We start from the raw sequence: 26225 nt of genomic DNA, 5'->3' as shown, positions 1-26225 counted from the left end.
CATCAGACAACAGCCCACGGGTCGGGCGGGGCGTGACACGCGCTAGGGGAGGTCGGTGTCATCCGGTGCCGGTACCGGTGCCGGGGCGGGTGCGGCCGCGTCGTGGCTGAGGACGAGCACCGCGGCGTCGTCGGCGTGTCCCGTCGAATCGGCCACCTTCATCACCTCGGCGGCGAGCTCGGCCGGGTCGGTGCCCGCCGCCTCCCGGACGACCCTGACCACGCGCTCGAGCCCCACTTCGAGCGGGAACCTCGGGCCCTCGACCACTCCGTCGGTGAGCAGGACGATCGATCCCGCCTGCGTCAGCTGTCGCCGGGTCACGGCGTACGGGGATCCGGGTACCAGGTTCAGCGGCAGTCCGCCGTGGTCCTCGGCTATGCCGTACTGGCCGTCGACCGTGGCCCAGACCGCCGGGACGTGACCGGCCCGGGCGCTCTCCAGCTCCCAGGTGTCCGGGTCGAAGCGGAGCAGGCTGCAGGTCGCGAAGAGGTCGCGGTTCATCGAGAGCAGCACCTCATTGGCCCGGCTCAGCACCTCGCCGGGGTCGACGACCACGGCCGCCACGGCCCGCAGGCAGATCCTGACCTGTCCCATGAAGGCGGCGGCGTCGACGTCGTGCCCCTGGACGTCGCCGATGCAGAAGGCGAGGGCGCCCTCCGGCAGCCGGAAGCCGTCGTACCAGTCGCCGCCGATGTCCAGGCCGTGCCGGGCGGGTGAGTACCGGGCAGCCGTGCGCAGCCCCGGCAGACACGGCAGCGCGGTGGGCAGCATCTCGCGCTGCAGGGCCTCGGCCAGTTCCACGCGGGCCTGCTGGAGCTCCACGCCCTGCCGCGCCTGAGCGGTCAGCCTGCCGAGCATGCTCAGCAGGTCGTCGCTGGCCACCCGTGGGGGACGGCGCCGGCTCATGGATGGCTCCGACGATGGTGCATCCGTCCCTGCTTCCGCCGTGGAAAGGACCTGCCCATCATATTTCCGCCCACCCGGACCGCGCCCGCCGAGACGACTCCGACGGAGGATCTTGCAACCGGACCGGGCTCGCACTCGTGTTCAGGGCAGACCGTGTTCGACCGTTGACGAAGCAAAATGGGGGATCGGTGCGCAATCGCCGACTCGTGGTGTCCGCTGCCCTGCTGGCGGCTGGTGCAGGGCTCATACCCGGGATCGCCCAGGCGGCGCCCGGCGCGCCGGCGGGGCCCGCCGGCCAGGGGGTGGCCGCGTACACGCCCGCACCCGTGTCCACGCCCGGGGCCGGGCCGGACGCGGCGCAGAAATCCGGGGGCCGGACGTTCAGCAGCCCCGCCGACCGCACGGTCGTCACCTCGCGGTCCGGCGCGCAGACCGGGGGGAACGCGCGCGCCAAGGGCACTCAGGGGGCTCAGCAAGGGGCGCAGGGCGCGCAGGACTCCTCCACTTCGATCTACCTGACCGCCCACACCGACGGCGCGCGCTCGATCGACCTGCGGTCCCACGTCATCGACTACGACGCGCCCGCCCTCGACGTCGTCGTCGCCTGGGGCGACGGAACGACGGACACCTACTCCCTGCCCGCCGGCGGCACCTCCGACGCGCGGAACCTCACGCACAGGTACACCGTGCTCGGCACCTACGACGTCAAGGTCACGGCGAAGGACACCGTCAACGGAACCGAGGCGGTGAACGAGCTCAGGTTCACCACCATGGGCGCCGAATTCACCGCACACGAGCCGACCCGGCTGCTCGACACCCGTACGGGCGTCGGCGCCGCGAAGGCCAAGGTCGGCCCGCGCAGCTCGGTGGCGCTGAAGGTCGCGGGCGCGGCGAAGGTCCCCGCAGGGGCCACCGGGGTCGCCCTCAACGTCACCGTCACCAACACCACGGGCGCGGGCCACATCTCGGTGCAGTCCACGAAGGCCGACGCGGAGGCCGCCGTGACGTCGAACGTGAACTTCGCCGCCGGCCAGACCGTCCCGAACCTGGTGATCGACGCGATCGGCGAGGACGGGTACGTCCACCTGTTCAACGCCGGGTGGGAGCCGGTCGACCTGATCGCGGACGTCACCGGCTATTTCGCACCGGCGGCCGCCAACGGCTGGGGCGCGCTGGACCCGACCCGGGTCGTGGACACCCGCGAGGGCCTCGGCACGGCCAAGGGCCAGGTCCCCGGCCAGGGCACTTTCGGCGTGGAGATCGCCGGGCGGGGCGGTGTGCCGAAGACCGCCACCGCGGTGGCGGTCAACCTGACCGTGGCCGATCCGCGGTCGGCCGGTCACCTGACCGCCTACCCGAGCGGTAAGGCGGCTCCGACGACCTCGAACGTGAACTTCGCCGCCGGGCAGACGGTCGCGAACTCGGCGGTCGTGCCGGTCGGGCCCGACGGGAGGATCATCGTGCGCAACGGCGGCTGGGACCCGGCCGACGTGGTGGTCGACGTCGTCGGCTACTACACCCCCGAGAGCCGGTCCGCCCTGGTGGCCTACGGGCTTCCGTACCGGCTCCTGGACACCCGCAAGGACAGCTGGGGCGGCCGGAAGGCCGGCCCGCTGAAGGCCCGTACGCACTTCCCGATGCAGTTCGAGGGCGATACGACGAAGCCCGACGTCGACGGCTGGGTGCTCAACACCACGGTCACCAACACCCGCGGGAACGGCTTCCTGTCCGTGACCCCGGACCCGAACTTCTGGTCCGACTACGTGAACGGCACCGCGGTGACGCCGCCGCGGCCCGTCTCCTCGGCCCTGAACTGGACGAAGGGCGCGACCGTCGCCAACATCGCGCAGACCCCCGGGGGCAAGGGCGGCATGATCGACTTCTGGAACCAGGGCTGGGAGGACACCGACCTGCTCGTCGACCTGCTCGCCTTCTACAAGACGGACTGACGGTCCGAGGGGGACTGGGGGACCGGGAGACCGATACGCCGCAGGGGCGGGACGCCGTGTGCGCGTCCCGCCCCTGCGGTGACGGCCCGCCTGCTTACAGGAAGGAGTTGATCTCGATCGTTTCGGTGCGGCCGGGGCCGACGCCGATCGCGGAGATCGGGGCGCCCGACATCTCCTCCAGGGCCTTGACGTAGGCCTGGGCGTTCGCCGGCAGGTCCTCGAAGGTCTTGGCCTTGGTGATGTCCTCGGACCAGCCGGGGAGGTATTCGTAGATCGGCTTCGCGTGGTGGAAGTCGGTCTGCGAGTAGGGGAGCTCCTCGACGCGCTTGCCGTCGATCTCGTACGCGACGCAGACCGGGATCTGCTCCCAGCCGGTCAGCACGTCCAGCTTGGTGAGGAAGAAGTCGGTGAGACCGTTCACGCGGGTGGCGTACCGTGCGATCGGCGCGTCGAACCAGCCGCAGCGACGGTCACGGCCGGTGGTCACGCCGCGCTCGCCGCCGATGCGGCGCAGGTCCTCGCCGTCCTGGTCGAACAGTTCGGTCGGGAACGGGCCCGCGCCGACACGCGTGGTGTAGGCCTTGAGGATGCCGATGACACGGCTGATCTTCGTCGGGCCGACGCCGGTGCCGGTGCAGGCGCCGCCGGCGGTCGGGTTCGACGAGGTGACGAAGGGGTAGGTGCCGTGGTCGACGTCGAGCAGGGTGCCCTGGCCGCCCTCGAAGAGCACGACCTTGTCCTCGTCCAGCGCGTTGTTGAGGATCAGGGTGGTGTCGGCGACGTACGGCTTGATCTGCTCCGCGTACTGGAGCATCTCCTCGACGATCTGGCCGGCCTCGATCGCGCGGCGGTTGTAGAGCTTCGCCAGGAGCTGGTTCTTGCCCTCCAGCGCCGCTTCGACCTTCTGGGTGAGGATCGACTCGTCGTAGAGGTCCTGGACCCGGATGCCGATGCGGTTGATCTTGTCCGCGTAGGTGGGGCCGATGCCGCGACCGGTGGTGCCGATCTTGCGCTTGCCGAGGAAGCGCTCGCCGACCTTGTCGAGGGTGACGTTGTACGGCGTGATCAGGTGCGCGTTGCCGCTGATGAGCAGCTTGGAGGTGTCGATGCCGCGCTCGTTGAGGCCGCGCAGCTCGGAGAGCAGGACGGCCGGGTCGACCACGACGCCGTTACCGATGACCGGGGTGCATCCGGGGGAGAGGATGCCGGAAGGGAGAAGGTGCAGCGCGTACTTCTGGTCGCCGACGACGACCGTGTGGCCGGCGTTGTTGCCACCCTGGTAGCGCACCACATAGTCAACGGATCCACCGAGCAGGTCGGTGGCCTTTCCCTTGCCCTCGTCACCCCACTGAGCTCCGAGCAGCACAAGAGCGGGCACAGGCGTACACCTCTTCCGGATGGGGCATGTCCAAGGTCAGGGGGGCGTACGACGATGTACGCGGGCTGAGCCGTCGGACGGGTTGCCCCGGAATAGACGAAGGCCCTGGCGCAATAGCGCAAGGGCCTCTTGCACAAAGATGCTACCCGAGGAAGGACCGAGGTGTCGGCTCCAGAGCCCACCATGAGCGAAGCGGGCGCGCCGGTAGGCGGTCTGCTGGTGCTCGTCGACCCGGTCGCCCGCCGTCTTGACGGCGAGTCCGTGCGGATCGCGAAAGATGTGTTGTCAGCGGGCGCGGCGGCGAAGATCTGCCTCCCGGATTCGCAGGAGGAGTTTGCGCGGGCGCTCGCCCGCCGGGGTCATCGGCAGCCGGTGATCGTGGGCGACGACCGGGCGCTGGTGCGCACCGTGGCGCTGCTGCACCGGGAGCGGGGGCTGGGTGAGAGCGCTCTGGCGCTGGTGCCGGTGGGGCCGGTGGGGTCCCTGGCGCTGGCGAGGTCCCTGGGCGTGCCCGAAACCGCCGTCGCGGCGGCCCGGGCGGTGCTCGACGGGTCGGCGCGGGTGTGCGACCTGCTGGTCGACGACAGCGACGGGGTGGTGCTGGGCGAGCTGCGGATCCCCCCGCTGCGGGGCCCGGAGCGGGGGGTCCCGCGGCCGGCCGGGCCGTCGGTGTGGAGCGCGTACCGCTCGCTGGTGCGCACGCTGGTCCGCCCGGTGGCGGCGGCGGGCGGGGCGGGCGGCGGGCACCACCGGCTGCGGGTGGAGGCCGACGGGGTCGTGCTGGCCGATGTGGACCAGCCCGTGGCGGACGTCTCGGTGCGCACGCGGGGCGGCGGGGAACCGGTGGAGGTGTCGGTGCGCACGGGCGGTGGTTTCGGCGGCTCGACGGTGACGGCCCGGGCGAAGACGGTGACGGTGTCGGGCGCGGACTTCCGCTACCGCGCCGACGGCGCGATGACCGGCCCGGTCCGCCGCCGTACGTGGACGCTGCGCCCCGGGGCGTGGACGCTGACCCTGCCCCGGTGACGGAGGCCGCGGCCGGGGCGGGGACCGCGATCGGGTCCGGTGACGAGCACGGGGCCGGTGCGGAGGCGGTGCGGGAGGCGCTGGGCGACTGGCGGCGGGACGCGCTGCTGCTGTGCCTGCTGCCGGTGTTCTGCTGGCCCGCGGTGGTCGCGGTGGTGCTCACGCGCCCGGTGGCGTCGGCGGTGCTGCCGGCCCCGGTGCTGCTGGGGCCGGTGGTGCTCGGCGCGCGTGAGCTGCACACGGTCCGCCGGGTGCGGCGCGTACTGCGGGACCCGGCGGTGTGCTGGGTCCCGTACGAGGCCGCAGTGGTCCGTGCGCGGTGGCGGCCGCCGGTGGTGGTCCTGGGGGAGGGGCGGCACGCCCTGACCCTGGGGGTGCTGGGCCGGCGGGCCCTGCCGCCGCGGCCGTGGCCGCGTAGGGAGCCCGCCCCGACGGTGCGGGCGGTACGGCTGGCGGGGGACCCGGCGCGGGGCGGGGTCCTGTGGATCCCGGACGCCCGCCGGCTGGGCCTCGCCCGGCCTGCCCGCGTCCGGCCTGCCCGCGTCCGGCCTGCCCGCGCCCGGCCTGCCCGCGCCCGGCCTGCCCGCGCCCGGCCTGGTCGGCCGGGGGACGGCGGCCTGCCCGCGGCCGGCCTGGCCGGCCGGGGGCCGGGATCCGCTCCGGTGGGCGCCGTCTAGCCGAGGTCGAGCGTCGCGCGGTGGGCGCGCCAGCGGTCCATCAGGCCCAGCATCTCGCCCTGCATGAACTCGAAGAACGCGGCCGTCTCCGCGACCCGCGCCCCGGCCGGCGAATGCACGCCGAGGCCGTCAGCGCCCTCGCGCAGGGTCTTCTCCCACTGGGTCAGGACCTGGTCGCGCCGGGTGAAGGTTTCGTACCAGAGCTCGTTGTGCAGCACGTAGCGGTCCCGTCGGGAGCCCGGTTCGCGTTCGCGGCTGACCATGTTGACCTGCGTCAGGTAGGACACCGCCCCCGAGACCGCCGCCGGGCTGATCCGGAGGGCCTCGCCCAGCTCCGCCGAGGTCATCGCGCCCCCGTCGCTGGCCAGCAGCTGCGCGAAGACGCGGGCGGCCATCCGCTGCATTCCGGCCTCGGTCAGCTGCGCGGCGAACCGCTCCACGAACCGCGAGACCGCTCCCTCGTCGCGCCCGGGGGCCGCGTCCGCGGGCCCGTCCCCATCCGTCTTCACCGTGTCGTTGGCCACCCTTCCGACTTTACGCGATTCTTGAGATTCCCAAGCTTCACAAATTTGTGAAATCGACGTACGTTCGGAGGCATGACGAAGGCAATCAGCGTCGTCGGCCTCCACAAGGCCTTCGGCCGCACCCGTGCGCTGGACGGACTCGACCTCTCGGTCGCCACCGGCGAGGTCCACGGCTTCCTCGGCCCCAACGGCGCCGGCAAGTCCACGGCCATCCGGATCCTGCTCGGCCTGCTGCGCGCCGACTCCGGCGTCGCCGAACTCCTCGGCGGCGACCCGTGGGCCGACGCCGTCCCCCTCCACCGGCGCGTCGCCTACGTCCCCGGAGACGTCACCCTGTGGCGCAACCTCTCCGGCGGCGAGGTCATCGACCTGTACGGACGGCTGCGCGGCGGCCTCGACCGGGCTCGGCGCGCCGAGCTCATCGAGCGGTTCGAGCTGGACCCCGCCAAGAAGGGGCGTACGTACTCCAAGGGCAACCGGCAGAAGGTCGCGCTCGTCGCCGCCTTCGCCTCCGACGCCGAGCTGCTCATCCTCGACGAACCGACCTCCGGCCTCGACCCGCTGATGGAGGGCGTCTTCCAGAGCTGCGTCGCCGAGGCCCGCGCCGCCGGGCGCACCGTCCTGCTCAGCTCGCACATCCTCAGCGAGGTCGAGTCGCTCTGCGACCGCGTCAGCATCATCCGCCGGGGCCGCACCGTGGAGACCGGCACCCTCGCCGAACTCCGCCACCTCACCCGTACCTCGATCAGCGCCGAGCTCGCCTGTCCGCCGAACGGCATGGCCCGCCTGCCGGGCGTCCACGACATTGAGGTGCGGGGACTGAAGGTCCGTCTCCAGGTCGACACCGACAAGCTGGACGCCGTCCTGCGGTCCCTCGCCGCGTCGGGCGTGCGCTCGCTGACCGCGACCCCGCCCACCCTCGAAGAACTCTTCCTGCGCCACTACACCGACGAGGCCGACTCCACCAACTCCGCCCGCTCCACCAACTCCGCCGGCTCCACCAACTCCGCCGGCTCCAACTCCACCGCCGCCACCGACGACAGCGACGACAGCGACAGCGAGGCGAACGTGCGATGAAGCGACGACCGACCGGCCTCGCGGGCACCGGCGCACTGCTCCGGCTGGCCCTGCGCCGCGACCGGGTGATGATGCCGGTCTGGATCCTGGTCACGACGCTCCTGGTGGTGAGCATGCCCGGGGCGCTCGGCAGCGTGTACGCCACCGCCGCGGAACGCGACCTCGCCGCCGCCTCGATGAACGCAAACAGCTCCGTGCGCGCTCTGTACGGCCCGGTCTTCAGCGATTCCCTCGGCGGCCTGACCGCCTGGCGCGCCGGAGTCTTCGGCGCGGTCCTCGCGGCTGTCATGAGCCTGATCATCGTGGTCCGGCACACCCGCGAGGAGGAGGAGACGGGCCGTCAGGAGCTGCTCTCCGCGGCTATGGTGGGCCGCCGTGCTCCGCTGACCGCGGCCCTGCTCGCCGCCCTCGTGGCCAACACGTGCCTCGGCCTGCTCGTCGTCGGCGGACTCGCCGGGCAGGGGGTACCGGGCGCGGCCGCGCTCGCGCTGGCCCTCGCCGGCACGGGCATGCTCTTCGCCGGGGCGGCCGCCGTCGCCGCCCAGCTGACCGAGAGCGCCCGGACCGCCAAGGGGCTCACGGCCGCGCTGCTCGGCGCGGCCTTCGTCCTGAAGGCCGCCGGCGACGCCGGTACGGCCGGCGGCCGGTCCGCTCTGACCTGGGCCTCACCGCTCGGCTGGGTGGAGAACGTACGGGCCTTCGCCGACGAGCGCTGGTGGGTGCTCCTGCTGCTCGCCGCCGGCGTCACCGCACAGGTGGGCGCCGGGTACCTGCTCGCCGGGCGCCGCGACCTGGGGATGAGCTTCCTTCCGTCCCGGCCGGGGCCGGCCGAGGGGCGGCTGGCCACGGCGGGCGCGCTGGCCTGGCGGCTGCAGCGCGGCACCCTCGCGGGCTGGAGCGCAGGCTTCCTGACGGCCGGTGCGGTCTTCGGCGGGACGGCGGACGGCGCCGCGGACCTGGTCGGCGGCAACGACAGGACGCGGGAGATCATCGAGCGGATGGGCGGGCAGGGCGGACTCACCGACGCCTTCCTCGCGACGATGGCCGGCCTGTTCGGCATGGTCGCCGCCCTGTACGCGGTATCGGCGGTCCTGCGCCTGAGCGCCGAGGAGTCGGGACAGCGGGCGGAACCGCTGCTCGCGAACGCGGTCGGCCGGCTCCGCTGGGCCGGCGGCCACCTGGCGGTGGCCTACGGCGGGTGGGCGCTGATGCTCCTGCTGGCGGGGCTGGGCCTGGGCATCGGGCACGGCGGCGAGGTGGGGACGACGGTCGCGGCCACCCTCGCCCAGCTTCCCGCGGTGTGGGTGATCGGGGCCCTCGCGGCGCTGCTCCACGGCGCGGTCCCCGCGTACGCGGCGGCCGCCTGGGCGGTGGCCGGGAGCGCCTTGGCCCTGGGCTGGCTCGGCCCGGCGCTGAACCTCCCGCAGGCCGCCCTGGACCTCTCGCCCTTCGCCCACCTGCCCAGGCTCCCGGGGGCGGAGTCCGTGTCGTGGCCCCCGCTCCTGGCCCTGACCGTCCTGGCGGCGGCCCTGACGGCGGCCGGCCTCGCCGCCCTGCGCCGCCGCGACATCACCGCCTGAGTCCCGAACGCTCAGAACTCCACGAGCAGGCGTTCCAGCCCGCGGATGACGTACCCGTCCCGCCACCGCGGCTCCTCCACGAGCCGCATCGGCGGGACTCCGTCCGCCAGCAGCGCCCCGAACGAGGCCTCCAGTTCCCGCCGTGCCAGCGGTGCCCCCAGGCAGTAGTGGATCCCGGCCCCGAAGGTCAGGTGGGGATTGTCGGCCCGTTCCAGGTCCAGGGTGTCGGGGTCCTCGAAGCGCGCGGGATCCCGGTTGGCGGATCCGAAGAGCAGCGCGACCTCGGCCCCGCGGGGGATGTCGGTGTCGCCGACCCGGATGTCGTCGAGCACCCAGCGCTCGAACATCTGGAGCGGAGTGTCGTACCGCATGAGTTCATCCACAGCTGTGGACAACTTTTCGGGATCGTGACCGGCGCGGAGCGCGGCGAGCCGGTCGGGGTTGCGGAACAGCGCCCACCACCCGTTGACCGTGGTGTTGACGGTGGCTTCGTGTCCGGCGTTCAGCAGCAGGACACAGGTGGAGATCATCTCCTGCTCGCTGAGCCGCCCCTCGTCGTCATGGGCGGCGATCAGTCCGGAGATCAGATCCTCGCCTGGGCGCGCCCGCCGCTCCGCGATCAGCTCCCGCAAGTACGCGCTGAACTCGACGCTCGCCCGCACGGCGCGTCGCGCCGTCTCCTCGTCCGGCCGCAGCTCGAACATCCCGCAGATGTCCGCCGACCAGGGCCGCAGCAGCCCCCGGTCCGCCTCGGGCACCCCCAGCAGCTCCGCGATCACCCCCACCGGCAGCGGCTCGGCGACGGCCGTGAGCAGGTCCCCGCCCCCGTCCGCGAGCAGCCGCCCCACCAGTTCTCCGGCCATCCGCCGCACGGCCGGGACCAGCCGCTCCACCGTCCGCGGGGTGAAGGCCTTCGCCACCAGCCTGCGCACCCGCGCGTGCGCGGGATCCTCCAGGTCCAGCAGGCCGTTGCCGTTGAGCACGTGGAAGGGCTCGTGCTCCGGCGGCGGCGCCTCCCGCCCGAACTCCTCGTGCGTGAACCGGTGGAGGTAGGTCCGTCCCAGCCGCCGGTCCCGCAGCAGCGCGCTCACATCGGCGTAGTGCGGCACCAGCCACTGCCCGGTGGCCTCCCACCAGATGGCCCGCCCCCGTTCCCTCAACTCCCGGTAGGCCGGGTACGGATCGGCGACGAACGCGGCATCCCACGGATCAAAGCCCATCCCCGCAGACTAAGCGCTCTGCCCGCCGGATCAGGCCGGTGTCACCAGGCGGGTCTCATAGGCGAACACCGCCGCCTGCGTCCGGTCGCGCAGGCCCAGCTTCACCAGGATCCGGCTCACATGGGTCTTGATCGTGGACTCCGCGACGATCAGCCGGTCGGCTATCTCCGCATTGGACAGTCCCTGCGCGATCAGGATCAGCACCTCCGTCTCCCGCTCCGTCAGCTCGCCCACCCCCGCCGGATCCGCGAGCTTGCGCGCCTCGGAGATCTTCGAGAACTCCGCGATCAGCCGTTTGGTCACCGAAGGCGCCAGCAGCGCCTCACCGGCCGCCACCACCCGTACCCCGTCCGCCAGCTGACGGGCCGACGCATCCTTCAGCAGGAACCCGGACGCGCCCGCCCGCAGCGCCTGGTACACGTACTCGTCGAGGTCGAAGGTCGTCAGGACCAGCACCTTCGCGTCCGTGTCCGCAGCGACGATCTCCCGCGTCGCCTCCAGGCCGTTCATCTGCGGCATCCGGATGTCCATCAGCACCACGTCCGGCCGCAGCGCGGCCACCTGCGCGATGGCCTCCCGGCCGTCGACCGCCTCGCCCACCACCTCGATGCCGTCCATGGCGTTCAGCAGAACGGAGAACCCCTCACGGACCATCATCTGGTCGTCGACGATCAGCACTCTGATCGTCATACCGCCCCCTCCCGCGGCTCGGGCACCGGCTCGGGACGGTTGCGGACCGGAATGAACACCGCGACCTCGTACCCGCCCGACTCCGTCCGCGCGGCCGTCATCTCCCCCTCCAGCATGGCCACCCGTTCCCGCATCCCGGTGATCCCGTGGCCGGCCCCCGCGGAGGGCGGCACGTCCCCGGTCGGCGCCTCGTTGACGACGCGTATCCCCAGGCCGCCCAGGACGTACGACACCTCCACCCCGGCCGCCGCGCCCGGCGCGTGCCGCAACGTGTTGCTCAGAGCCTCCTGGATGATCCGGTACGCCGACAGCTCCACGCCCTGCGGCAGCTCCCGCACCGCACCCGTGACCGTCTTCTCCACGCGCAGCCCCGCCTCGCGCACATTGGCCAGCAGCCCGTCCAGCGAGGCCAGCGTCGGCTGCGGGGCCTCCGGCGCCTCGTAGTCCGCGGACCGCACCACACCCAGCACCCGCCGCAGCTCCGTCAGGGCCGCCACCGCGTTCTCCCGGATGGTGGCGAACGCCGCCTCCAGCTCCGGCGGCGGGTTCTTCACTCGGTACGGAGCGGCTTCCGCCTGGATGGCCACCACCGACATGTGGTGGGCCACCACGTCATGCAGCTCCCGCGCGATCGTGGTCCGCTCCTCCAGCAGCGTCCGCTTGTCCCGCTCGACGGCCGTGACCTCCTGCTGCGCGCTCACCTCCGCCTTCGCGTGCCGGCGTATCTGGATGCTGCCGGCGACCACCAGGGCGAAGGCAGAGGTCACCGTCATCTCCGGCGCGTTCGACCCCCACTCGCCGCTGAACACCACGGAGAGCGCGGCGCCCAGCGCGAGGGTCAGCGCCCACATCCAGGCCGCCACCCGGGGGCCGGTCCGGAGCGTGACGAGGACCATGACCACGATGTAGGAGAAGAAGGCGCCCGGGGTCCAGGGCCAGTTCACGCTCCCGCCGAGGGCGGCCAGGACCACCGTCATCGCGACGGCCGCCCACCACGCTCCGATCGGACGCACCAGCGTCATCACGACGGGAACCGCGGCTGTCAGCCCCATGACGAGCTGCCCCAGATCACCGAGATAGCTCGACTGCCCCTCCATCGTGAAGAGCACGGCGACGAAGGCCAGCAGTCCCACCGCCACGTGCCGCCGCCACGGCGCGTACTGCCGTATCGCCCGGGGGAGCCGTCGCGAGAAACGGCCCGGACCCCCCGCCAAGGGCATCGGCCGGTAGGCGAAGGCATCGGTGAGGAGGTCCTGGCGCAGGGTCGCGATCACCTCCGATGCCAGTCGGAATTCAGGCGTCCGGGCTGTCCCCCCGGTGGTCGTCTCGGTCATACGCACCACCGTAGGTCTGTAGCGCCTTCGTCCGCGTCGCCGCTGATGGGGATTTCCCCGGGTCCCTCTCAAGTACTACAAGGGTCCGTCAGTAGCCCGTCGGACGGATCAGACCGGTCTCGTACGCGAACACCGCCGCCTGCGTCCGGTCCCGCAGACCGAGCTTCACCAGGATCCGGCTCACATGCGTCTTCACCGTCTGCTCGGCCAGGACCAGGTGCTCGGAGATCTCCGCGTTCGACAGGCCCTGCGCGATCAGCGACAGCACCTCGGTCTCCCGCTCGGTCAGTGCGTCGATGCGGGCCCGCGACGGCGCGCGCGGCGCCCCCAGCCGGGAGAACTCCGTGATCAGCCGCTTGGTGATGTTCGGCGAGAGCAGCGCCTCACCCGCGGCCACCACGCGCACCGCCTCGGCGAGCTGATCGGCGGAGGCGTCCTTCAGCAGGAACCCGGAAGCCCCGGCCCGCAGCGCCTCGTACACGTACTCGTCGAGGTCGAAGGTGGTCAGCACCAGCACCTTCACCGAGGCGTCGGAGACGCGGGTGATCAGGGACGTGGCTTCGATGCCGCCCATGCCCGGCATGCGGATGTCCATCAGCACCACGTCCGGGGCCAGCTCGGCGGCCTTCGCGACAGCGTCCGCCCCGTCCACCGCCTGCCCCACCACCTCTATGTCGGGCTGCGCGTCGAGAAGCACGGTGAAGCCCTGCCGCACCATCATCTGGTCGTCGGCGATCATCACCTTGATCGGGGTGCTCATGGGGCCTTCTTCGTCTCGGGGCCGGTACCGGCGGCCGGGTTCTGCGGATCCATCGGAAGCACGGCGCTGACCTCGTACCCGCCGTCGGGACGTGGGCCCGCGGCCAGTTCGCCACCCAGCATGCCCGCCCGCTCCCGCATCCCCAGCAGCCCGTGCCCCGCTCCCTGCGACGGTGGGGCCGGCCGGGTCGGCGCGCTGTTGACGATGCATAGATGCAGCTCGCGCGGCCCGTAGGCGACGCCCACCTCCACCCGCGAACCGGGCGCATGGCGAAGACAGTTGCTCAGCGCCTCCTGCACGATCCGGTACGCGGTGAGTTCCACGCCGGGGGCCAGCGACCGGCGGATGCCCGCCACCTCGGTCGTGACGTCCAGCCCCGCCCCCCGCACGTTGTCCACGAGGCCGCCCAGCTCGGCGAGGGTCGGCTGCGGATGCTGCGGGGCCGCGGGATCACCGGGCTGTTCCGAGCGCAGAACTCCCAGCACCCGGCGCAGCTCCGTGAGGGCCTCGAGTGCGTTCTCCCGGATGCCCGCCAGGTTCTCCCTGAGCTCCTCCGACGGGTTCTCCACGAGGTGCGGGGCGACCTGCGCCTGGATGGAGATCACCGACATGTGGTGCGCGACGACGTCGTGCAGCTCGCGGGCGATGCGGCTGCGCTCCTCCAGCAGGGTGCGCCGGGCCCGCTCCTCCGCGGTGAGGGTCTCCTGCTCGACCAGCTCGCCACGGGCCAGCCGCAGGGCGCGCAGCGCGTACCCGAGGAGCCCGACGAAGCCGAAGAGGACGGAGGCCGCCATGGAGCAGATCTGGCTGCCGTCCGGATGGAAGGCCAGCTCGGCAGCGCCGGTGAGGGCGACGGATATGCCGACGACCCCTATGGTCACCCGCGGCGGCACTCGGAGGGCGACCAGCAGCAGTACGGGCGCGAACGCGAACATCCCGCCCGGCGTCCAGGGCCAGGTCTGGCCCTGCCCGACGTTGTCGTGGATCATCCAGGCGATCCAGCCCGCGGCCAGCAGTCCCAGCCACCAGGCCGCGATCGGGCGGAACATCGCGAGCCAGATGGACAGCGCCGTCAGGAGCGCGACGGCCAGCGGCGGCCCACCCTTGACGTGGTAGTGGTCCATGAGCTGCTCGGTGGTGAGGAACCCGAAGAACACCGCCGCATAAGCGACGCATACGTGCGGCAGCCGGGCCAGCCACCGCGGCCCTCCCATTGCGGGAAGGGGATCGCGCCGCAGGGTGAACAGTTCCAGCGCCAACGCCATGCGCGGTCCCACACCTTGGGCGGGCACGGCGGGCTTCGGCTCGGCCGGGGGCAGGCGCTGCTCGTTCACGTCGGTCAGCCTAGGCATGGATGATCTCCTCGGCGGAAGGGCCCGGGACACGGCGGGCGGCGGTGACCGCGGCCGAGCGGGAACGCCGGTCCCGTTCATGTACGCCGAACGCCGTCCAGCAGAGCCCCAGCGCGGCCGCGAACACCGGCAGCCACAGCACCCGGGCCGCTATCCAGCCCACCGAGTCGGGCACGGTGTGCAGCCCGGGCAGGCGGACCGGGAGCAGCAGCCCGAGGGCGGTGACGGCCATCATGGCGGTCTGGTGCCACAGGAAGACCGTCATGGCGGAGAGGTTCACCCAGGCCGCCCCCGCCCAGGCAGCGGGCCTGCGCACGAGCCGGGCCAGTCGGTCGCGGGCCAGCAGGGCCAGCCCGCACTGGGCCAGTCCGAACGTGACCGCGGCGAGGGTCGGCGGGTTCAGGTTCGAGACGGCCGCGCCCGGCACGCCCACCATGGACGCCGGATACCCGCCCCACAGCACCAGCGCGCCGGTGGCCGTCGCGGCCGCTGCGACGAGGAGCAGGAGCGGGCCGCGCCGGGAGAAGGCCCCGCGCGACCACGCGGCGCCCAGCGTGAAGGGGACGAGCCATCCTGCGGCCACGTTGACCCAGCCGATCCAGGCGGGCCCGCCCGTCCCGAAACGCCACAGGTCGACGCCCGCCACCACGGCGGCCGGCCACAGCGGGTGGAGCCGGGCCACGAGCGGAGTCGCGGCGGTGAGCGCGGCGAACACCAGCAGGAACCACAGCGGCGACAGGACCAGCCTGACCAGCGTCCGGACGGTGTCGAGCTCAGCCCCGCCGAGGAGCATCCCGCCCGCCACGACCGTCCAGAGGACGAGCACGGCGGCGACCGGCCGGAACAGCCGGGCCAGCCGCTGCCCTACCCAGGCCCCGTACGAGATGCCCCGCTCGCGCGCCGAGGCGTACCCGAGGGCGGCGACATGGCCGCCGACCAGGAAGAAGACGGCCAGCGTCTGGAACACCCAGGACACCGGGGCCAGCCAGGGCATGTGCACCAGCGGGCTGGTGCCGCGCAGACCGTCGTCGGCGGTGGTCAGGGAGGTGACCAGCCAGTGGCCGAGGACGACGCCGAGGATCGCCAGGGCCCGGAGCGCGTCCACGGCCCGGTCCCGGTCGGTCGGCGTGGCCGCTTCGATGCCCGCCGCCAGAGCGGACCAGCGCGCGCGGAGCTCACGCATGGCCGGCCTCCCCGACGGGAGCCGTGCCGAGGACGATGGCTGCCAGGGCGTCGAGGGACCGGCTGCCCGGCTTGAGGTAGTCGCTGTGCCCGCCCGCTCCGGCGTCGAACGCCCGCGCACCGAAGGCGGGGTCGACCGGGTCGGTGCCGAAGCCCAGCCCGCCGAGCCGTACGTGCGGCACGCCGGCTATCCAGTCGGCGCCGCCGCGGCCGGCCCACACCCGGGCCGTGGTGGGGAGCTCCCGGGCAGCCCCGGCCCCCGTGCCGGGGCTGCCGAACAGGACCACGTCGCCGACGGCCGGGCCCGTCGCGGTCCGCGCGCAGACGACGGAGCCGTAGGAGTGGCAGAACAGCGAGAGCCGGGCGCCCGGCGCCGCCATGCTCGCCAACCGGTCCAGGAACGGACCCAGTTCGGCCGCGGCGCCGTCGGCCCGGCCGGCGGTGAGCACGGTCGTGCTGACCGTGCCCGGAGTGTCGTAACCGAGCCAGGCGACCACGGCGGAGCGCGGATGTGCCGCCTGGAGGCGCTGCCGGAGGGCGACCGCCCCGGACCGGAACCTCTCGTACGTGTCGAGGGTGGTGTCGGAGCCGGGCACCAGGACGACGACCCGCTCGGCGGCCTCCAGGTCGCCGAACACCTCCACGGCCCGGCCCCTGCCACGGCCGTCGAAGGCGAGGAGCTGCGCCGTGCCGGAGGCCGCCATGGCCCGCAGCCGGTCGGCCCGTCCGGTGCGGTCGGCTTCCTCGGCCATCCGGACCGCCTCGGCGAGGTTGGCCCGATTGGCGGCATACCGGCTCTGCGGCGAGGTGCCCTCGGCGAATACGGCGGGCGCCGGGGCCGGAGCGTGCGCGGAGGCTGCAGCGGACACGGGAACGACCACGGCGGCAGCGACCAGCGAGGCCAGCAGAGTACGACGCAGCCGCCCCCCACGCGCCCCCGCCCGCCGGGAGCCGAACGCGGCTTCACCCGAGCCGACTTCACCTGCCGCCGCCCTCGGCGCCCTCGCCGCCTGTGCCGTCGCCGCGGTCCCGGCGGTGCCCGCCGTCCGTGCCGCCGTCCCCGTCGCCATCGTGTCTTCCTCCGGTCTCCCCGAAGGGCCGTCAGCGCCCTTCTTCACTACCGAAGTTAGAAATCCGCGCCCCTCGTCGGCGTCCCGCCACGGAGCCGTGTCCGTACGTAGCTCTTAGGTATGACGGCAGATACTCCAGAGCCACGACGCGCCCGGCGGCGCGCTCCGATGAGCTTCCAACATCCAGCAGCACAAGACCACTTGGAGTACGGCGATGACCGACGAAGACTGGCGTCACGATCGCATCGGCAGCGCACACCGCGGGGCGAACCCGACCGTCCTGCGCCGCCTCGAGGCCGGCTTCGCGGTCATCGGGGACCGGCAGTTCCTCCCCGGCTACTCGGTCCTGCTGACCGACGACCCGGCCGCGACCCGGCTCTCGGACCTGCCCCGGCCCCGCAGGGCCGCGTACCTCTCGGACACGGAGCGCCTGGCCGAGGCCGTCGAGCGGGCCTGCGCGCGGCTCGATCCGGCCTTCCGCCGGGTGAACATCGAGATCCTCGGCAACACCGACCCGTACCTCCACGCCCACATCTGGCCCCGCTACGACTGGGAGCCGGCCGACCGGGTCCGGCGGCCCGTCTGGCTGTACGACGAGGAGGAGTACTGGCGCGGCGAGCAGCACGCGCTGGCTCCGCGCCACGACGCCCTGCGGGCGGCGATCGGCGAGGAACTGGACCGGCTCGGGGCAGCCGGGCCGTCGGCCTGACCGGGGGCGGCTCCCGGGCTACGTCGTCGCCACCCGCACACCGAAGCCGATCAGGACGACCCCCGTCACCCGGTCCAGCCCCCGGCGCACCCGCGGCCGCGCGAAGAACCGCCGGGCGCGCGAGAGGACGTACACGTACGTCCCCAGCCAGAGCGCGGTCAACAGGACGTGGACCAGCACCAGCAGGGCCATGCCGACCGCCGGTCGCAGCCCCGGCGGGGCCAGGGCGGGCAGCAGCCCGGTGTAGAAGACGGCGATCTTGGGATTGAGGACGTTGGCGACCAGACCGGTCCGCCAGGCCCCGCCGCCCCCGGTCGCCCGGCCGCTGGTCGCACCACCGCCGGTGGCCGCAGCACCCCCGGTCGCCCCGCCCCCGGTCGCCCCGCCCCCGGACGGTTCCGCACCCGGCCGCAGCAGCGACCGGATGCCGAGCAGGCAGAGGTACGCTGCGCCGGCGATCTTGACCACGAGGTACACCTCCGCGGAGGCGGCCAGCAGCGCCGCCAGCCCGGCCACGGCCAGGGCGCCCCAGACCAGCAGGCCGACGGCGATCCCGGCGACCGTCCGCAGCCCGTCGCCGCGGCCGCGGGTGACGGCGCGCCGGGTGACGACCGCCATGTCGGGACCGGGGACGAGCGTGAGGAGCGCCAGGACCCCGGTCGCGCCGAGGAGAGCGGTGAGCATGCGGCTCAGTCTGCCACCAGGGGTTCCACGTATCCCGCTCGCCAGCGCGGGGCCGGGTCCTGGCCGGGGCTCGTCCAGTACTCCCTCGCCCCCACGATCTCCCCGTCGCGCACCGTCCACAGGGAGACGGCCCGGTAGACGACGTGGTCCTGCGGCATCTCGACCTCGGTGACGACGTCGTCCCCGTCGGCCAGGATCCGCAGCACTCTCACGGGCTTCTCGTCCGAGTAGCCGTCGTCGCTGTTCACCGCGATGAAATTGGCGCGCCCGACGATGCGCTCACCGCTCACGGGCCACTCGATGACGGCGTCCTCGGCGATGAGCCCGGCCACGCCGTCCCAGTCACGTGCCTCGATCCGCTCCCACAGTCGTGCCACTACCCTCAACGGCTCCATGTGCCGCAGTGTCCGACAGGGCCTTCGTGCGCAACAAGCTTTGCCTGAAGGCTTATTGACCTCGACACAAACGGGTCCGGGTCACTGCCTGCGGTAGTCGAGCGGGGCGCTGTCGCTGCCCGCGAGCTCTCTGCGCAGGGTGCCGCCGGGCAGCAGCCGGAGCCGGCTCCGGCTGCCCGCCGTGCAGGTCGGCGGGGCGCCGGACGTGACGGTGGAGGCATCCAGCTCCACGGGGTCGTGGGCGCTGCGCAGGGGTGCGGTCCAGGCACAGGCGAATCCGGGGTCATGGACGGACAGCGCCATCACCGGCTCGTCGGCTCCGCCGCGTGTGAGGGTGAGCCGCCAGATCTGGCTGCCGCGTACGGCCTGCCAGGTGCCGACGTAGGCCTCGGGCAGGCTGCCGGCCAACGGCGCCACCGGCGCCGGCGCGGAACCCAGGGCGGAAGCGGAAGCCGAAGCGGACCCCGAGCCCGACGTAGAGCCGGATGTAGAGCCCGATGTAGAGCCCGACGTCGAGCCCGACCCGGACGCCGAGCCGGACCCCGACTCCGACGTCGCCCCCGCGCCCGCGATCGCCCCCGCACCGGCCGTCGCCGGCGCACGGGGGACCGTGACGGGCGGTCGCGGATCCTCGGCCCCGCTCATCACCGCGTACACCGTGCCGGCCGAGAGGCCCGCCACGACCGCGGCGACCGCGAGGAGTGCGGCGGTGGACGCCGTCCAGGGCCTGGGCGGGGCTTCCGGTTCCAGCGGCGGGTACGCGGAGTAGGAGGGCGGCAACGGGGGCGGCGTCGGCACCGCGCGGTCCGGCCCGGCGTCCTCACGGTCCAGCAGCTGTACGGCGTGCCTCCCGAGCCGGACCACCAGCGGGGCCGGCAGCCAGGGCTCCAGGGCCCTCCCGTCGGCCACGGTGTCGTCGGCGCCGACCCGGGCCAGCACCTCCGCAGGTTCGGGCCGCGCGCCGGGATCCCGGTGCAGACAGTCCCGTACGAGGTCCAGCAGCTCGGCCGGTACGCCGGCCAGGTCGGGCTCCGCTTCGGTGCTGCGCAGCAGGAGCGCCGCCAGGCCGCCGGGCTGCTCCGCGTCACCGAAGGGCAGACGCCCGGTGGCCGCGTACGCCAGGACCGCGCCGAGGCAGAAGACGTCGCACGCGGCGGTCACCGGTTCGCCGCGGATCTGCTCGGGAGCCATGAAGCCCGGGGAGCCGATGACTTCGCCGGCCCGGGTCAGGCCCGCGTCGTACCCGGTGGGCGCGCGGGCGATGCCGAAGTCGATCACGCGTGGGCCGTCGAGGGTGATCAGGACGTTCGAGGGCTTCAGGTCGCGGTGGACGATGCCGGCGCGGTGGATGTCCTCGAGGGCGTGCGCGAGGCCCGCGGCCAGGATCCGTAACGAACGGGGCGGCAGCGGGCCGATGTCGTGGGCGACGACGCGGCGCAGGCTCGGTCCGGCGACGTAGCCGGTGGCGAACCAGGGGGTCGGGGCCTCGGTGTCGGCGTCGAGGACCGGAGCGGTCCATTCCCCGCCGACCCGACGTGCTGCCGCGACCTCCTGGCGGAAGCGGATGCGGAACTCCTCGTGCGCGGCGAGTTCGTGGTGGACCAGCTTGACCGCGACGGTGCGGCCGCGGTCGGAGCGGGCGAGGTAGACCTGGCCCATGCCACCGGAGCCGAGCCGGGACAACAGGCGGTAGGGGCCGATGCGGGGCGGGTCGTGCGGCTGCAGTTGTTCCATGGCCGGGTGGTCCTCCCCCTGCTGGCCGAACAGCTCCGCAGGGAAAGACGGCCGGGGGTGTCCGCCGGTTGCCTCCGGTCACCCCCGCGCGGGCCCGAACCCTTGAGCGAACCAGCGCGCGGCCCGGCGGCCGCCTTCCGGGGACGCGGCCCTTCGCCGAGGTCCGGCCCCGGAAGGCGAAGCCCCCTCCAGCCGCCGCCGGACGCCCTCAGAGCCCTGCCCGAGGCGTCGGTTGGGCGGCATCGGCAGGATCGCCCGAACCGGCAGGATCGCCCTGACCGGAGGGATCTGCCGGACCAGCCGGCCCAGCCGCGTCGCCCGGCCCAGCCGCGTCGCCCGGCCCAGCCGCGTCGGCCGGACCAGCCGGGCCAGTCGCATCGGCCGGGCCAGTCGCATCGGCCGGATCGTGCGCCGCGGGCAGGGTGTCGAGTGCTGCGGCGAGGCGCTCCAGGACGCCCACCGTCTCTGCGAAGGCCGCGTCGCCCAGCTCCGCCGCGAGGCGGGCGGCCATGGCCGAGTGGCCCGGGCCGATCCGGTCCACGGCCGCACGGCCCTCCTCCGTCGGCCGCAGCAGCTTCGCCCGCCGGTGGGCGGGGTTCGGCGCGTACTCCGCGAGGCCCTTCGCGACGAGCAGGTCGGCGATGCGCTGGACGCTCTGCCGGGTGATCCCCATGCTCCGGGCGATCCCCGCGACGGGCAGGGGCTCCCGCAGCACCGCTCCCAGTACCTGCCACCATGCGGCGGTCAGTCCGGCCGGCCGCGCCAGCTCCTCGGAGAGGGAGAGGAACTGGCCGTTCAGCCGGAACACCCCGAGCGCGGTGCGGCTCAGCAGGTCCTGCCGGGTCCGGGCGGACGCGGTCGGCGACGGCTCAAGCATCGGCGACGGCTCAAGCATCGCCCGCCTCCGACGCCGCCATCAGGACCGGGTAGGCGTTCTCGTCCGAGTGGTGGAAGAGCCCGTACCAGGCGTCCAGGACGTCCGGCTTGTAGACGTCCAGGCGGGCGAAGACCTCGCGGGCGAAGGCGACCGGCTCCGTCGGCCCCGCCGTGATCAGGTTCCCGTCGGTCACGGCATCGGCGTCGACGTAGTGCTCGGCGCCCGCGTAGCCGGGCTGTTCGGCCAGGTAGAGGGAGATCGCGCTGGTGTGGGCGCGGTCGTCCAGCAGGCCTTCGCGGGCGAGGCCCGCGGTGGCCCCGCAGATCGCGGCGACCGGCACACCGGCGGCCAGGAACTCCCGCGCCTTCGCCGCGAAGGGCGCCAGCTCGTCACCGGCGTCCCACAGTGCGGCCCCGGTGAGGATCAGCAGCGAGGAGTCCTCCGGTCGCAGGTCCGCCAGGGCCAGGTCAGGCTGGATGCGGACGCCGCCCATGGTGGTGACCGGCGCTCCGGCGGCGAAGCCGACCGTCCGCACGGCGTGGCCGCGTTGGGTGAGGTGCGCGGTGGTGTGGCCGGTCTCCCAGTCCGCGTACGTGTCGTAGACCGCGAGGTGGACGGGCTTGTGTGCGGTCTCGCTCATGGTGGTTCGCCTCCAGCGTCGGGTGGTGCCAGGTGCCTGCGGTGCTCGAGATGCCTGCGGTGCCTGAGGTGCCTCGTGGTGCCTGCGGTGCCTGCGGTGCCTCGTGGTGCGTGTCGCGCGGGCCGTCCGTACCGGCCTTCCACGAAAAGCGCCTATGACAATAGACTGTCATAACGACAGGATGCTGTCAATACTTCTCCCGGGCGATCGGGTGGCGCAGACAGACTGCCGAGACCCGCCCGCCACCCCCATACAGTCCGCCGATATCCCTCCCCACCTGCGCACTTCTAGCGTGACGCCATGACCCCTCATGCCACCCCGCACACCCTTGCCGCCGTGAAGGACGCAGATCGGAAGCACGTCTTCCATTCCTGGTCCGCCCAGGCCCTGATCGACCCGCTCGCCGTCGCGGGTGCCGAGGGCTCCTACTTCTGGGACTACGAGGGCAAGCGCTACCTCGACTTCTCCTCCCAGCTGGTCAACACCAACATCGGCCACCAGCACCCCAAGGTCGTCGCCGCGATCCAGGAGCAGGCCGCCCGGCTCTGCACCCTCGCCCCGGGCTTCGCCGTCGACGTGCGCTCCGAGGCCGCACGCCTCATCGCCGAGCGGACCCCCGGCGACCTCGACAAGATCTTCTTCACCAACGGCGGCGCCGAGGCCGTCGAGAACGCCGTCCGCATGGCCCGTCTGCACACGGGCCGCGCCAAGGTGCTCTCCACCTACCGCTCGTACCACGGGGCCACCGCCGCCGCGATCAACCTGACCGGCGACCCTCGCCGCTGGCCGTCCGACACGGCCGCCGCCGGCGTCGTGCACTTCTGGGGCCCCTACCTCTACCGTTCCGCCTTCCACGCGACCACCGAGGCGGAGGAGTGCGAGCGCGCCCTCGCCCACCTCGCCGACACCATCGCCTTCGAGGGCCCGCAGTCGATCGCGGCGATCATCCTCGAGACCGTGCCCGGAACCGCGGGCATCATGGTCCCGCCGGCCGGCTACCTCGCGGGTGTCCGCGAGCTCTGCGACCGCTACGGCATCGTCTTCATCCTCGATGAGGTCATGGCCGGATTCGGGCGGACCGGCAGGTGGTTCGCCGCCGAACACTGGGGCGTCACCCCCGACCTGATCACCTTCGCCAAGGGCGTCAACAGCGGCTACGTGCCGCTCGGCGGCGTGGCCATCTCGGCGGCCATCGCCGAGACCTTCGCGACCCGCCCCTACCCGGGCGGGCTGACGTACTCCGGCCACCCGCTGGCCTGCGCCGCCGCCGTCGCGACGATCAACGCGATGGAAGAGGAGGGCGTCGTCGAGCACGCCGCCCACCTCGGCGAGAACGTGCTCGGCCCGGCGCTCGCGGAACTCGCCGAGCGCCACCCCTCGGTCGGCGAGGTCCGCGGCCTCGGCGCCTTCTGGGCCCTGGAGCTCGTACGGGACAAGGAGACGCGCGAGCCGCTCGTCCCGTACAACGCGGCCGGTGCGGACAACGCCCCGATGGCCGAGTTCGCGGCGGCCTGCAAGGCCTCCGGCCTGTGGCCCTTCGTCAACATGAACCGGACCCACGTCGTCCCCGCGTGCACCATCACGGAGGCGGAGGCGAAGGAGGGCCTGGCCCTGCTGGACGAGGCACTGACGGTCGCCGACCGCCACACCACCGCCTAGAGGCGGCTCGTCCGCATAACGGTCCTGACCTCTACATAACGATCACAAACCGCTCGGTTTCAGCCTCGCTGTCTGGCCTATGGTGTCCGAAGCTCGACGACAGGACGGACCCCTATGCCAGGCAGCGCGGCTGTCACCCGCAACACACTTCGCCAGCAGATAGCGGATGCGCTGCGCGACGAGGTGCTCGCGGGACGTCTGCCTCCGGGGACCGAGTTCACCGTGAAGCAGATCGCCGAGCAGTACGAGGTCTCCGCGACCCCGGTGCGCGAGGCGCTCGTGGACCTCTCGGCCCAGGGGCTGCTCGAACTGGTCCAGCACCGGGGATTCCGCGTGCGGACCCTCTCGGTCGACGACTTCCGCGGAATGATCGAGGCCCGGTCGCTGGTCGTGGACGGGATATTCCGCCGGCTCGCCGAGCAGGGCGCAGCCCCCGGCTCCGGCGAGATGCTGGTGTCGGTGCGCCGCCGGGGCGAGGAGGCCCGCAGGGCCGCCCAGAGCGGCTCCCTGGAGGTGCTGATCGGCTACGACCTGCGCTTCTGGCGGGAACTGAGCGGGCTGGTGGCCAACGCCTACATCACCGAGTTCCTGCACCGCATCCGCGTGCAGTGCTGGGTCTTCGCCGTCCCCCACCTCCAGCGGGAGCCGCGGCTGCGGGAGGCCCTGTGGGACGGGCACAGCGATCTGGTGGACGCCGTGACGCTGGCGGACGCCGACGCGGTACGCCGCATCGTGCAGGGCTACAACGAGCACGCGCTGGCCTGGGCCGCCCGGCTCTGAGCCCTGTCCGTCCCGGTGGGCCGCGACGTTCCCGTCGTTCCCGACCGGACCCGGGCCCCGTCGTTCCCGGCCGGACCCGGGCCCTGTCGTTCCCGGCCGGACCCGGGCCCCGTCGTTCCCCACCGGGACCGGTCCGTTCCGGTCGGTCCCGGTGGGCCCGGGCGAGCCGCGGGACGCCCAGTTCCGCGCACCCCTTCGCGGAGGGTGTTCGGCGCACTACGCTGGCCGGATCGGCGACAACGACTGATCGGAGGCCGTGTTGGCCTGTGACCTGTGGCTGGTCCCCCTTGTCGACGTGCTGTGCCACAGCCCCGACAACCCCTTCGCGGAAGAGATCGCCTCGTACGACAAGGCGCTGGGTGAGGCCGGACTCCCGTCCGTGCCCGTGTTCGCGTACATGCCGGGTCTGAGCGGGGACGTCGCCCCGGTCGCCGGTTTCGACTACGACGCCCTGCATTTCCTGAGACGGGCCTACCTGCTCCAGCTCTGCGGCCTGCCGGTGACCCCGGTGGACGAACTGGGCGGGGACTACGAGCAGCTGCTGGAGATGTTCGAGCCCACCGCGCAGCAGTCGCACCTGGTGTGGCACTACGACCACGCGGGCGCCTACGTGCCCGTCGACTTCGCGGCGCCGCTGGCGAACGAGGAGCTGCTGGCCGGAGGGGGTCCGCTGGGGTCGGCCCAGGGGCTCCTGCGGGAGCTGGTGTTCGTCGCGCCCGCCATCGGGATCGACCCCGGGAACCCGCCCGCGGCTCCGGCGCCGCCCGGGCGGCCGACATCGCTGGAGGAGCCGGCGGGACCGATCCCGTACGACGGCAGCCCCTTCGCCCGCGAGCGGCACGTCTGGCTGGGACTGCACGCTGCGGCCACCCGCAGTCTCGGACAGGGCTCGATGATCATCTTCAGCTGACCGGACCGGTCGAACCCGGGGACCGGCTCGACCAAGGGGCGGGGCCGGGCCGGCGGGCGGGGCGGCACCGCCCCGCCCCTCGCGATCTCAGCGGGGCTGCTCCGGGGGCCGCTGCCGCGGCATGTTCGGGCGGGTGCCCGGCGGCAACGGGTATCGGGCCGGCGGGATGTACGCGTCCGTGCCGCGCGCCCCGGAGGCGCCCAGTGACTGCATCACCAGCGGCGCGGGCCCGGCCCGGAACTCCACCATCCAGTCCGCCGTCTCCGACCTCACCAGCTCGGTGATGTCCTCGGAGAAGCGGCGCAGCACGGTCAGGCACCGCTCGGCGGCCTCGCTGGCGGTGCCCTCGGTGGGCCCGAGCACCTCGCGGACGTTCTCCGACGCCCAGTCGAACTGCAGGGTCTGCAGCCTGCGCTGCACCGCCTGGGCCGTGGCCACGTCCCGCATCCACCCCGACGTCAGCCCGAAGAACCGGTCGCAGGCCAGCGCCGCGGCGCCCAGCAGCAGCGCCAGGTACCCGTACGTGGATCCGCCCGGGGCCGAGCCCGTCAGCTCCAGCACCGGCATCGCGGCGCCCGTGACGGCCCCCAGAGCCGCGCCGACGCGCAGGATGCGCGCCCCGCGGCGCTTCCACGCCCGATCGGACAGGTACCACTCGGCCGTGCGCAGCGCGTCCGCCTCGACCCGCCGGTAGAGCTCGTCGAGCCGCTCGGCGGGCTCCCCCCAGTCCCCGAGGGGGAAGGGCCGGCCGGTCAGATCGCCCGCCGCCTTCGGCCCGCCGCCTTCCTCCCGGGGATCCCGGGGTGGCCCCTCGGGCTGCATCTCCGGCTGGCTCACCCGGCACTCCCTCTGCCTGCGCTGACGTGTGGTGGTGCGCGTGTGCGCAATGATGCGCATGCTCTTCCTACCTTCGAATGACGGGCGATGGACAACGAATCCCCGGATTTCCGCTCGCAAGGAGGGCTCCATCAGGTACGCGCACGCCCCGTCTCTCACTCGAAAGAGTTGGTCCTCACGGCGTAGGGCGCGGCGCCCGGGGAGCACGTAGGCTCGGATTGACCAAGCGTTCCGAAGGTCTCGGGGCGCGAGGGTCCTGACGGTACCGACGTACG

24 protein-coding genes and 1 pseudogene are annotated in these 26225 nt (G+C 73.2%); 9 read left to right on the top strand and 16 right to left on the bottom strand.

Annotation, left to right across the window (positions count from 1 at the left end):
* Positions 1–42: 42 nt before the first annotated feature.
* Positions 43–906, bottom strand: a complete 864-nt coding sequence (locus IH80_RS0104650) for a PP2C family protein-serine/threonine phosphatase (RefSeq protein ID WP_051808790.1) — start codon at positions 904–906, stop codon at positions 43–45.
* Between the two features lie 188 nt (positions 907–1094).
* Here IH80_RS0104650 and IH80_RS0104645 point away from each other — a divergent pair, with 188 nt between their 5' ends.
* Positions 1095–2855, top strand: a complete 1761-nt coding sequence (locus tag IH80_RS0104645) for a hypothetical protein (protein WP_158943284.1) — start codon at positions 1095–1097, stop codon at positions 2853–2855.
* Positions 2856–2949: 94 nt separating this feature from the next.
* Here IH80_RS0104645 and IH80_RS0104640 read toward each other — a convergent pair whose 3' ends face one another.
* Positions 2950–4233, bottom strand: a complete 1284-nt coding sequence (locus IH80_RS0104640; protein ID WP_030957897.1) for an adenylosuccinate synthase — start codon at positions 4231–4233, stop codon at positions 2950–2952.
* Positions 4234–4416: 183 nt separating this feature from the next.
* On the opposite strand from IH80_RS0104640, the gene IH80_RS0104635 reads away from it, so the two are divergent.
* Together IH80_RS0104635 and IH80_RS45680 are read left to right on the top strand one after the other, a co-directional pair.
* On the top strand, positions 4417–5259 hold the full coding sequence (locus tag IH80_RS0104635) for a hypothetical protein (RefSeq protein WP_030957896.1): 843 nt from the start codon (positions 4417–4419) through the stop codon (positions 5257–5259).
* Complete coding sequence (locus IH80_RS45680; RefSeq protein WP_030957895.1) at positions 5256–5936, top strand: hypothetical protein; 681 nt, start codon at positions 5256–5258, stop codon at positions 5934–5936. Before IH80_RS0104635 ends, IH80_RS45680 begins: the two co-directional genes overlap by 4 nt.
* Here IH80_RS45680 and IH80_RS0104625 read toward each other — a convergent pair.
* The gene (locus IH80_RS0104625) at positions 5933–6460 is read right to left on the bottom strand and encodes a GbsR/MarR family transcriptional regulator (protein WP_030957893.1); all 528 of its coding nucleotides are present in this window, start codon (positions 6458–6460) and stop codon (positions 5933–5935) included. The two genes, IH80_RS45680 and IH80_RS0104625, sit on opposite strands and share 4 nt — an antisense overlap.
* A 72-nt stretch (positions 6461–6532) precedes the next feature.
* Here IH80_RS0104625 and IH80_RS0104620 point away from each other — a divergent pair, with 72 nt between their 5' ends.
* Together IH80_RS0104620 and IH80_RS0104615 are read left to right on the top strand one after the other, a co-directional pair.
* Positions 6533–7537 carry an ABC transporter ATP-binding protein gene (locus IH80_RS0104620; protein WP_051808788.1) on the top strand — a complete coding sequence of 335 codons (1005 nt, stop codon included), beginning with the start codon at positions 6533–6535 and terminating at the stop codon, positions 7535–7537.
* The gene (locus tag IH80_RS0104615; RefSeq protein WP_030957888.1) at positions 7534–9117 is read left to right on the top strand and encodes an ABC transporter permease; all 1584 of its coding nucleotides are present in this window, start codon (positions 7534–7536) and stop codon (positions 9115–9117) included. The genes IH80_RS0104620 and IH80_RS0104615 overlap by 4 nt, the downstream gene beginning before the upstream one ends.
* 11 nt (positions 9118–9128) lie before the next feature.
* Here IH80_RS0104615 and IH80_RS0104610 read toward each other — a convergent pair whose 3' ends face one another.
* From IH80_RS0104610 to IH80_RS0104580, 7 genes are all read right to left on the bottom strand, one after another.
* The gene (locus IH80_RS0104610; protein ID WP_030957887.1) at positions 9129–10337 is read right to left on the bottom strand and encodes a cytochrome P450; all 1209 of its coding nucleotides are present in this window, start codon (positions 10335–10337) and stop codon (positions 9129–9131) included.
* Between the two features lie 30 nt (positions 10338–10367).
* On the bottom strand, positions 10368–11027 hold the full coding sequence (locus IH80_RS0104605) for a response regulator (protein WP_030957886.1): 660 nt from the start codon (positions 11025–11027) through the stop codon (positions 10368–10370).
* Positions 11024–12361 (bottom strand): sensor histidine kinase, encoded by a 1338-nt coding sequence (locus tag IH80_RS0104600; protein WP_037878860.1) that lies wholly within the window; start codon positions 12359–12361, stop codon positions 11024–11026. Before IH80_RS0104600 ends, IH80_RS0104605 begins: the two co-directional genes overlap by 4 nt.
* Before the next feature lie 88 nt (positions 12362–12449).
* Entirely contained in the window at positions 12450–13121 is a 672-nt protein-coding gene (locus IH80_RS0104595; protein ID WP_030957882.1) for a response regulator, read from the bottom strand.
* Positions 13118–14473: a sensor histidine kinase gene (locus IH80_RS0104590; protein ID WP_030957880.1), complete on the bottom strand. Its 1356-nt coding sequence runs from the start codon at positions 14471–14473 to the stop codon at positions 13118–13120. Before IH80_RS0104590 ends, IH80_RS0104595 begins: the two co-directional genes overlap by 4 nt.
* Positions 14466–15656 carry an acyltransferase family protein gene (locus IH80_RS0104585; RefSeq protein WP_037878858.1) on the bottom strand — a complete coding sequence of 397 codons (1191 nt, stop codon included), beginning with the start codon at positions 15654–15656 and terminating at the stop codon, positions 14466–14468. The genes IH80_RS0104590 and IH80_RS0104585 overlap by 8 nt, the downstream gene beginning before the upstream one ends.
* Positions 15649–16524, bottom strand: coding sequence for an alpha/beta hydrolase (locus IH80_RS0104580; RefSeq protein WP_324609387.1), 876 nt, complete (start codon positions 16522–16524; stop codon positions 15649–15651). The genes IH80_RS0104585 and IH80_RS0104580 overlap by 8 nt, the downstream gene beginning before the upstream one ends.
* A gap of 415 nt (positions 16525–16939) precedes the next feature.
* Between IH80_RS0104580 and IH80_RS0104575 the strand changes: the two genes are divergently transcribed.
* A complete protein-coding gene (locus IH80_RS0104575) occupies positions 16940–17434 on the top strand; it encodes an HIT family protein (RefSeq protein ID WP_030957877.1) in 495 nt (164 codons plus the stop codon).
* A gap of 18 nt (positions 17435–17452) precedes the next feature.
* Here IH80_RS0104575 and IH80_RS0104570 read toward each other — a convergent pair whose 3' ends face one another.
* The 5 genes and pseudogenes from IH80_RS0104570 to IH80_RS0104550 all read right to left on the bottom strand — a co-directional run bounded on the left by IH80_RS0104570 (position 17453) and on the right by IH80_RS0104550 (position 21764).
* A complete protein-coding gene (locus tag IH80_RS0104570; protein ID WP_030957876.1) occupies positions 17453–18118 on the bottom strand; it encodes a LysE family translocator in 666 nt (221 codons plus the stop codon).
* 5 nt (positions 18119–18123) lie between these two features.
* Positions 18124–18495 carry a nuclear transport factor 2 family protein gene (locus IH80_RS0104565; RefSeq protein WP_324609386.1) on the bottom strand — a complete coding sequence of 124 codons (372 nt, stop codon included), beginning with the start codon at positions 18493–18495 and terminating at the stop codon, positions 18124–18126.
* 99 nt (positions 18496–18594) lie between these two features.
* Entirely contained in the window at positions 18595–20247 is a 1653-nt protein-coding gene (locus tag IH80_RS0104560; RefSeq protein ID WP_030957874.1) for a serine/threonine-protein kinase, read from the bottom strand.
* A 418-nt stretch (positions 20248–20665) separates the two neighbouring features.
* A pseudogene (locus IH80_RS0104555) lies at positions 20666–21124 on the bottom strand (MarR family winged helix-turn-helix transcriptional regulator); the annotation flags it as partial.
* Between the two features lie 10 nt (positions 21125–21134).
* On the bottom strand, positions 21135–21764 hold the full coding sequence (locus IH80_RS0104550; protein ID WP_030957872.1) for a DJ-1/PfpI family protein: 630 nt from the start codon (positions 21762–21764) through the stop codon (positions 21135–21137).
* Between the two features lie 300 nt (positions 21765–22064).
* Here IH80_RS0104550 and IH80_RS0104545 point away from each other — a divergent pair, with 300 nt between their 5' ends.
* The 3 genes from IH80_RS0104545 (at position 22065) to IH80_RS0104535 (ending at position 25113) form a co-directional block, all read left to right on the top strand.
* Complete coding sequence (locus IH80_RS0104545) at positions 22065–23423, top strand: aspartate aminotransferase family protein (protein WP_030957871.1); 1359 nt, start codon at positions 22065–22067, stop codon at positions 23421–23423.
* A gap of 114 nt (positions 23424–23537) precedes the next feature.
* Complete coding sequence (locus IH80_RS0104540) at positions 23538–24203, top strand: GntR family transcriptional regulator (protein WP_030957870.1); 666 nt, start codon at positions 23538–23540, stop codon at positions 24201–24203.
* A 259-nt stretch (positions 24204–24462) separates the two neighbouring features.
* A complete protein-coding gene (locus IH80_RS0104535) occupies positions 24463–25113 on the top strand; it encodes a hypothetical protein (RefSeq protein ID WP_030957868.1) in 651 nt (216 codons plus the stop codon).
* 87 nt (positions 25114–25200) lie between these two features.
* On the opposite strand, the gene IH80_RS0104530 is transcribed toward IH80_RS0104535, so the two are convergent.
* Complete coding sequence (locus IH80_RS0104530; RefSeq protein WP_030957866.1) at positions 25201–25950, bottom strand: SLATT domain-containing protein; 750 nt, start codon at positions 25948–25950, stop codon at positions 25201–25203.
* Positions 25951–26225 lie beyond the last annotated feature (275 nt).

It is taken from the genome of Streptomyces sp. NRRL S-378 (genome assembly GCF_000720645.1).
GTDB lineage: Bacteria > Actinomycetota > Actinomycetes > Streptomycetales > Streptomycetaceae > Streptomyces.
Note: the sequence above shows the minus strand (reverse complement) of the source record. Positions and strands in the feature narration are given on the sequence as shown.

Bases quoted from the DNA above. Each gene is read 5' to 3' on its own strand.
- IH80_RS0104650 (WP_051808790.1), bottom strand. From the start codon at position 906: ATGAGCCGGCGCCGTCCCCCACGGGTGGCCAGCGACGACCTGCTGAGC.
- IH80_RS0104635 (WP_030957896.1), top strand. From the start codon at position 4,417: ATGAGCGAAGCGGGCGCGCCGGTAGGCGGTCTGCTGGTGCTCGTCGAC.
- IH80_RS0104620 (WP_051808788.1), top strand. From the start codon at position 6,533: ATGACGAAGGCAATCAGCGTCGTCGGCCTCCACAAGGCCTTCGGCCGC.
- IH80_RS0104615 (WP_030957888.1), top strand. From the start codon at position 7,534: ATGAAGCGACGACCGACCGGCCTCGCGGGCACCGGCGCACTGCTCCGG.
- IH80_RS0104610 (WP_030957887.1), bottom strand. From the start codon at position 10,337: ATGGGCTTTGATCCGTGGGATGCCGCGTTCGTCGCCGATCCGTACCCG.
- IH80_RS0104605 (WP_030957886.1), bottom strand. From the start codon at position 11,027: ATGACGATCAGAGTGCTGATCGTCGACGACCAGATGATGGTCCGTGAG.
- IH80_RS0104600 (WP_037878860.1), bottom strand. From the start codon at position 12,361: ATGACCGAGACGACCACCGGGGGGACAGCCCGGACGCCTGAATTCCGA.
- IH80_RS0104595 (WP_030957882.1), bottom strand. From the start codon at position 13,121: ATGAGCACCCCGATCAAGGTGATGATCGCCGACGACCAGATGATGGTG.
- IH80_RS0104590 (WP_030957880.1), bottom strand. From the start codon at position 14,473: ATGCCTAGGCTGACCGACGTGAACGAGCAGCGCCTGCCCCCGGCCGAG.
- IH80_RS0104585 (WP_037878858.1), bottom strand. From the start codon at position 15,656: ATGCGTGAGCTCCGCGCGCGCTGGTCCGCTCTGGCGGCGGGCATCGAA.
- IH80_RS0104575 (WP_030957877.1), top strand. From the start codon at position 16,940: ATGACCGACGAAGACTGGCGTCACGATCGCATCGGCAGCGCACACCGC.
- IH80_RS0104570 (WP_030957876.1), bottom strand. From the start codon at position 18,118: ATGCTCACCGCTCTCCTCGGCGCGACCGGGGTCCTGGCGCTCCTCACG.
- IH80_RS0104560 (WP_030957874.1), bottom strand. From the start codon at position 20,247: ATGGAACAACTGCAGCCGCACGACCCGCCCCGCATCGGCCCCTACCGC.
- IH80_RS0104550 (WP_030957872.1), bottom strand. From the start codon at position 21,764: ATGAGCGAGACCGCACACAAGCCCGTCCACCTCGCGGTCTACGACACG.
- IH80_RS0104545 (WP_030957871.1), top strand. From the start codon at position 22,065: ATGACCCCTCATGCCACCCCGCACACCCTTGCCGCCGTGAAGGACGCA.
- IH80_RS0104540 (WP_030957870.1), top strand. From the start codon at position 23,538: ATGCCAGGCAGCGCGGCTGTCACCCGCAACACACTTCGCCAGCAGATA.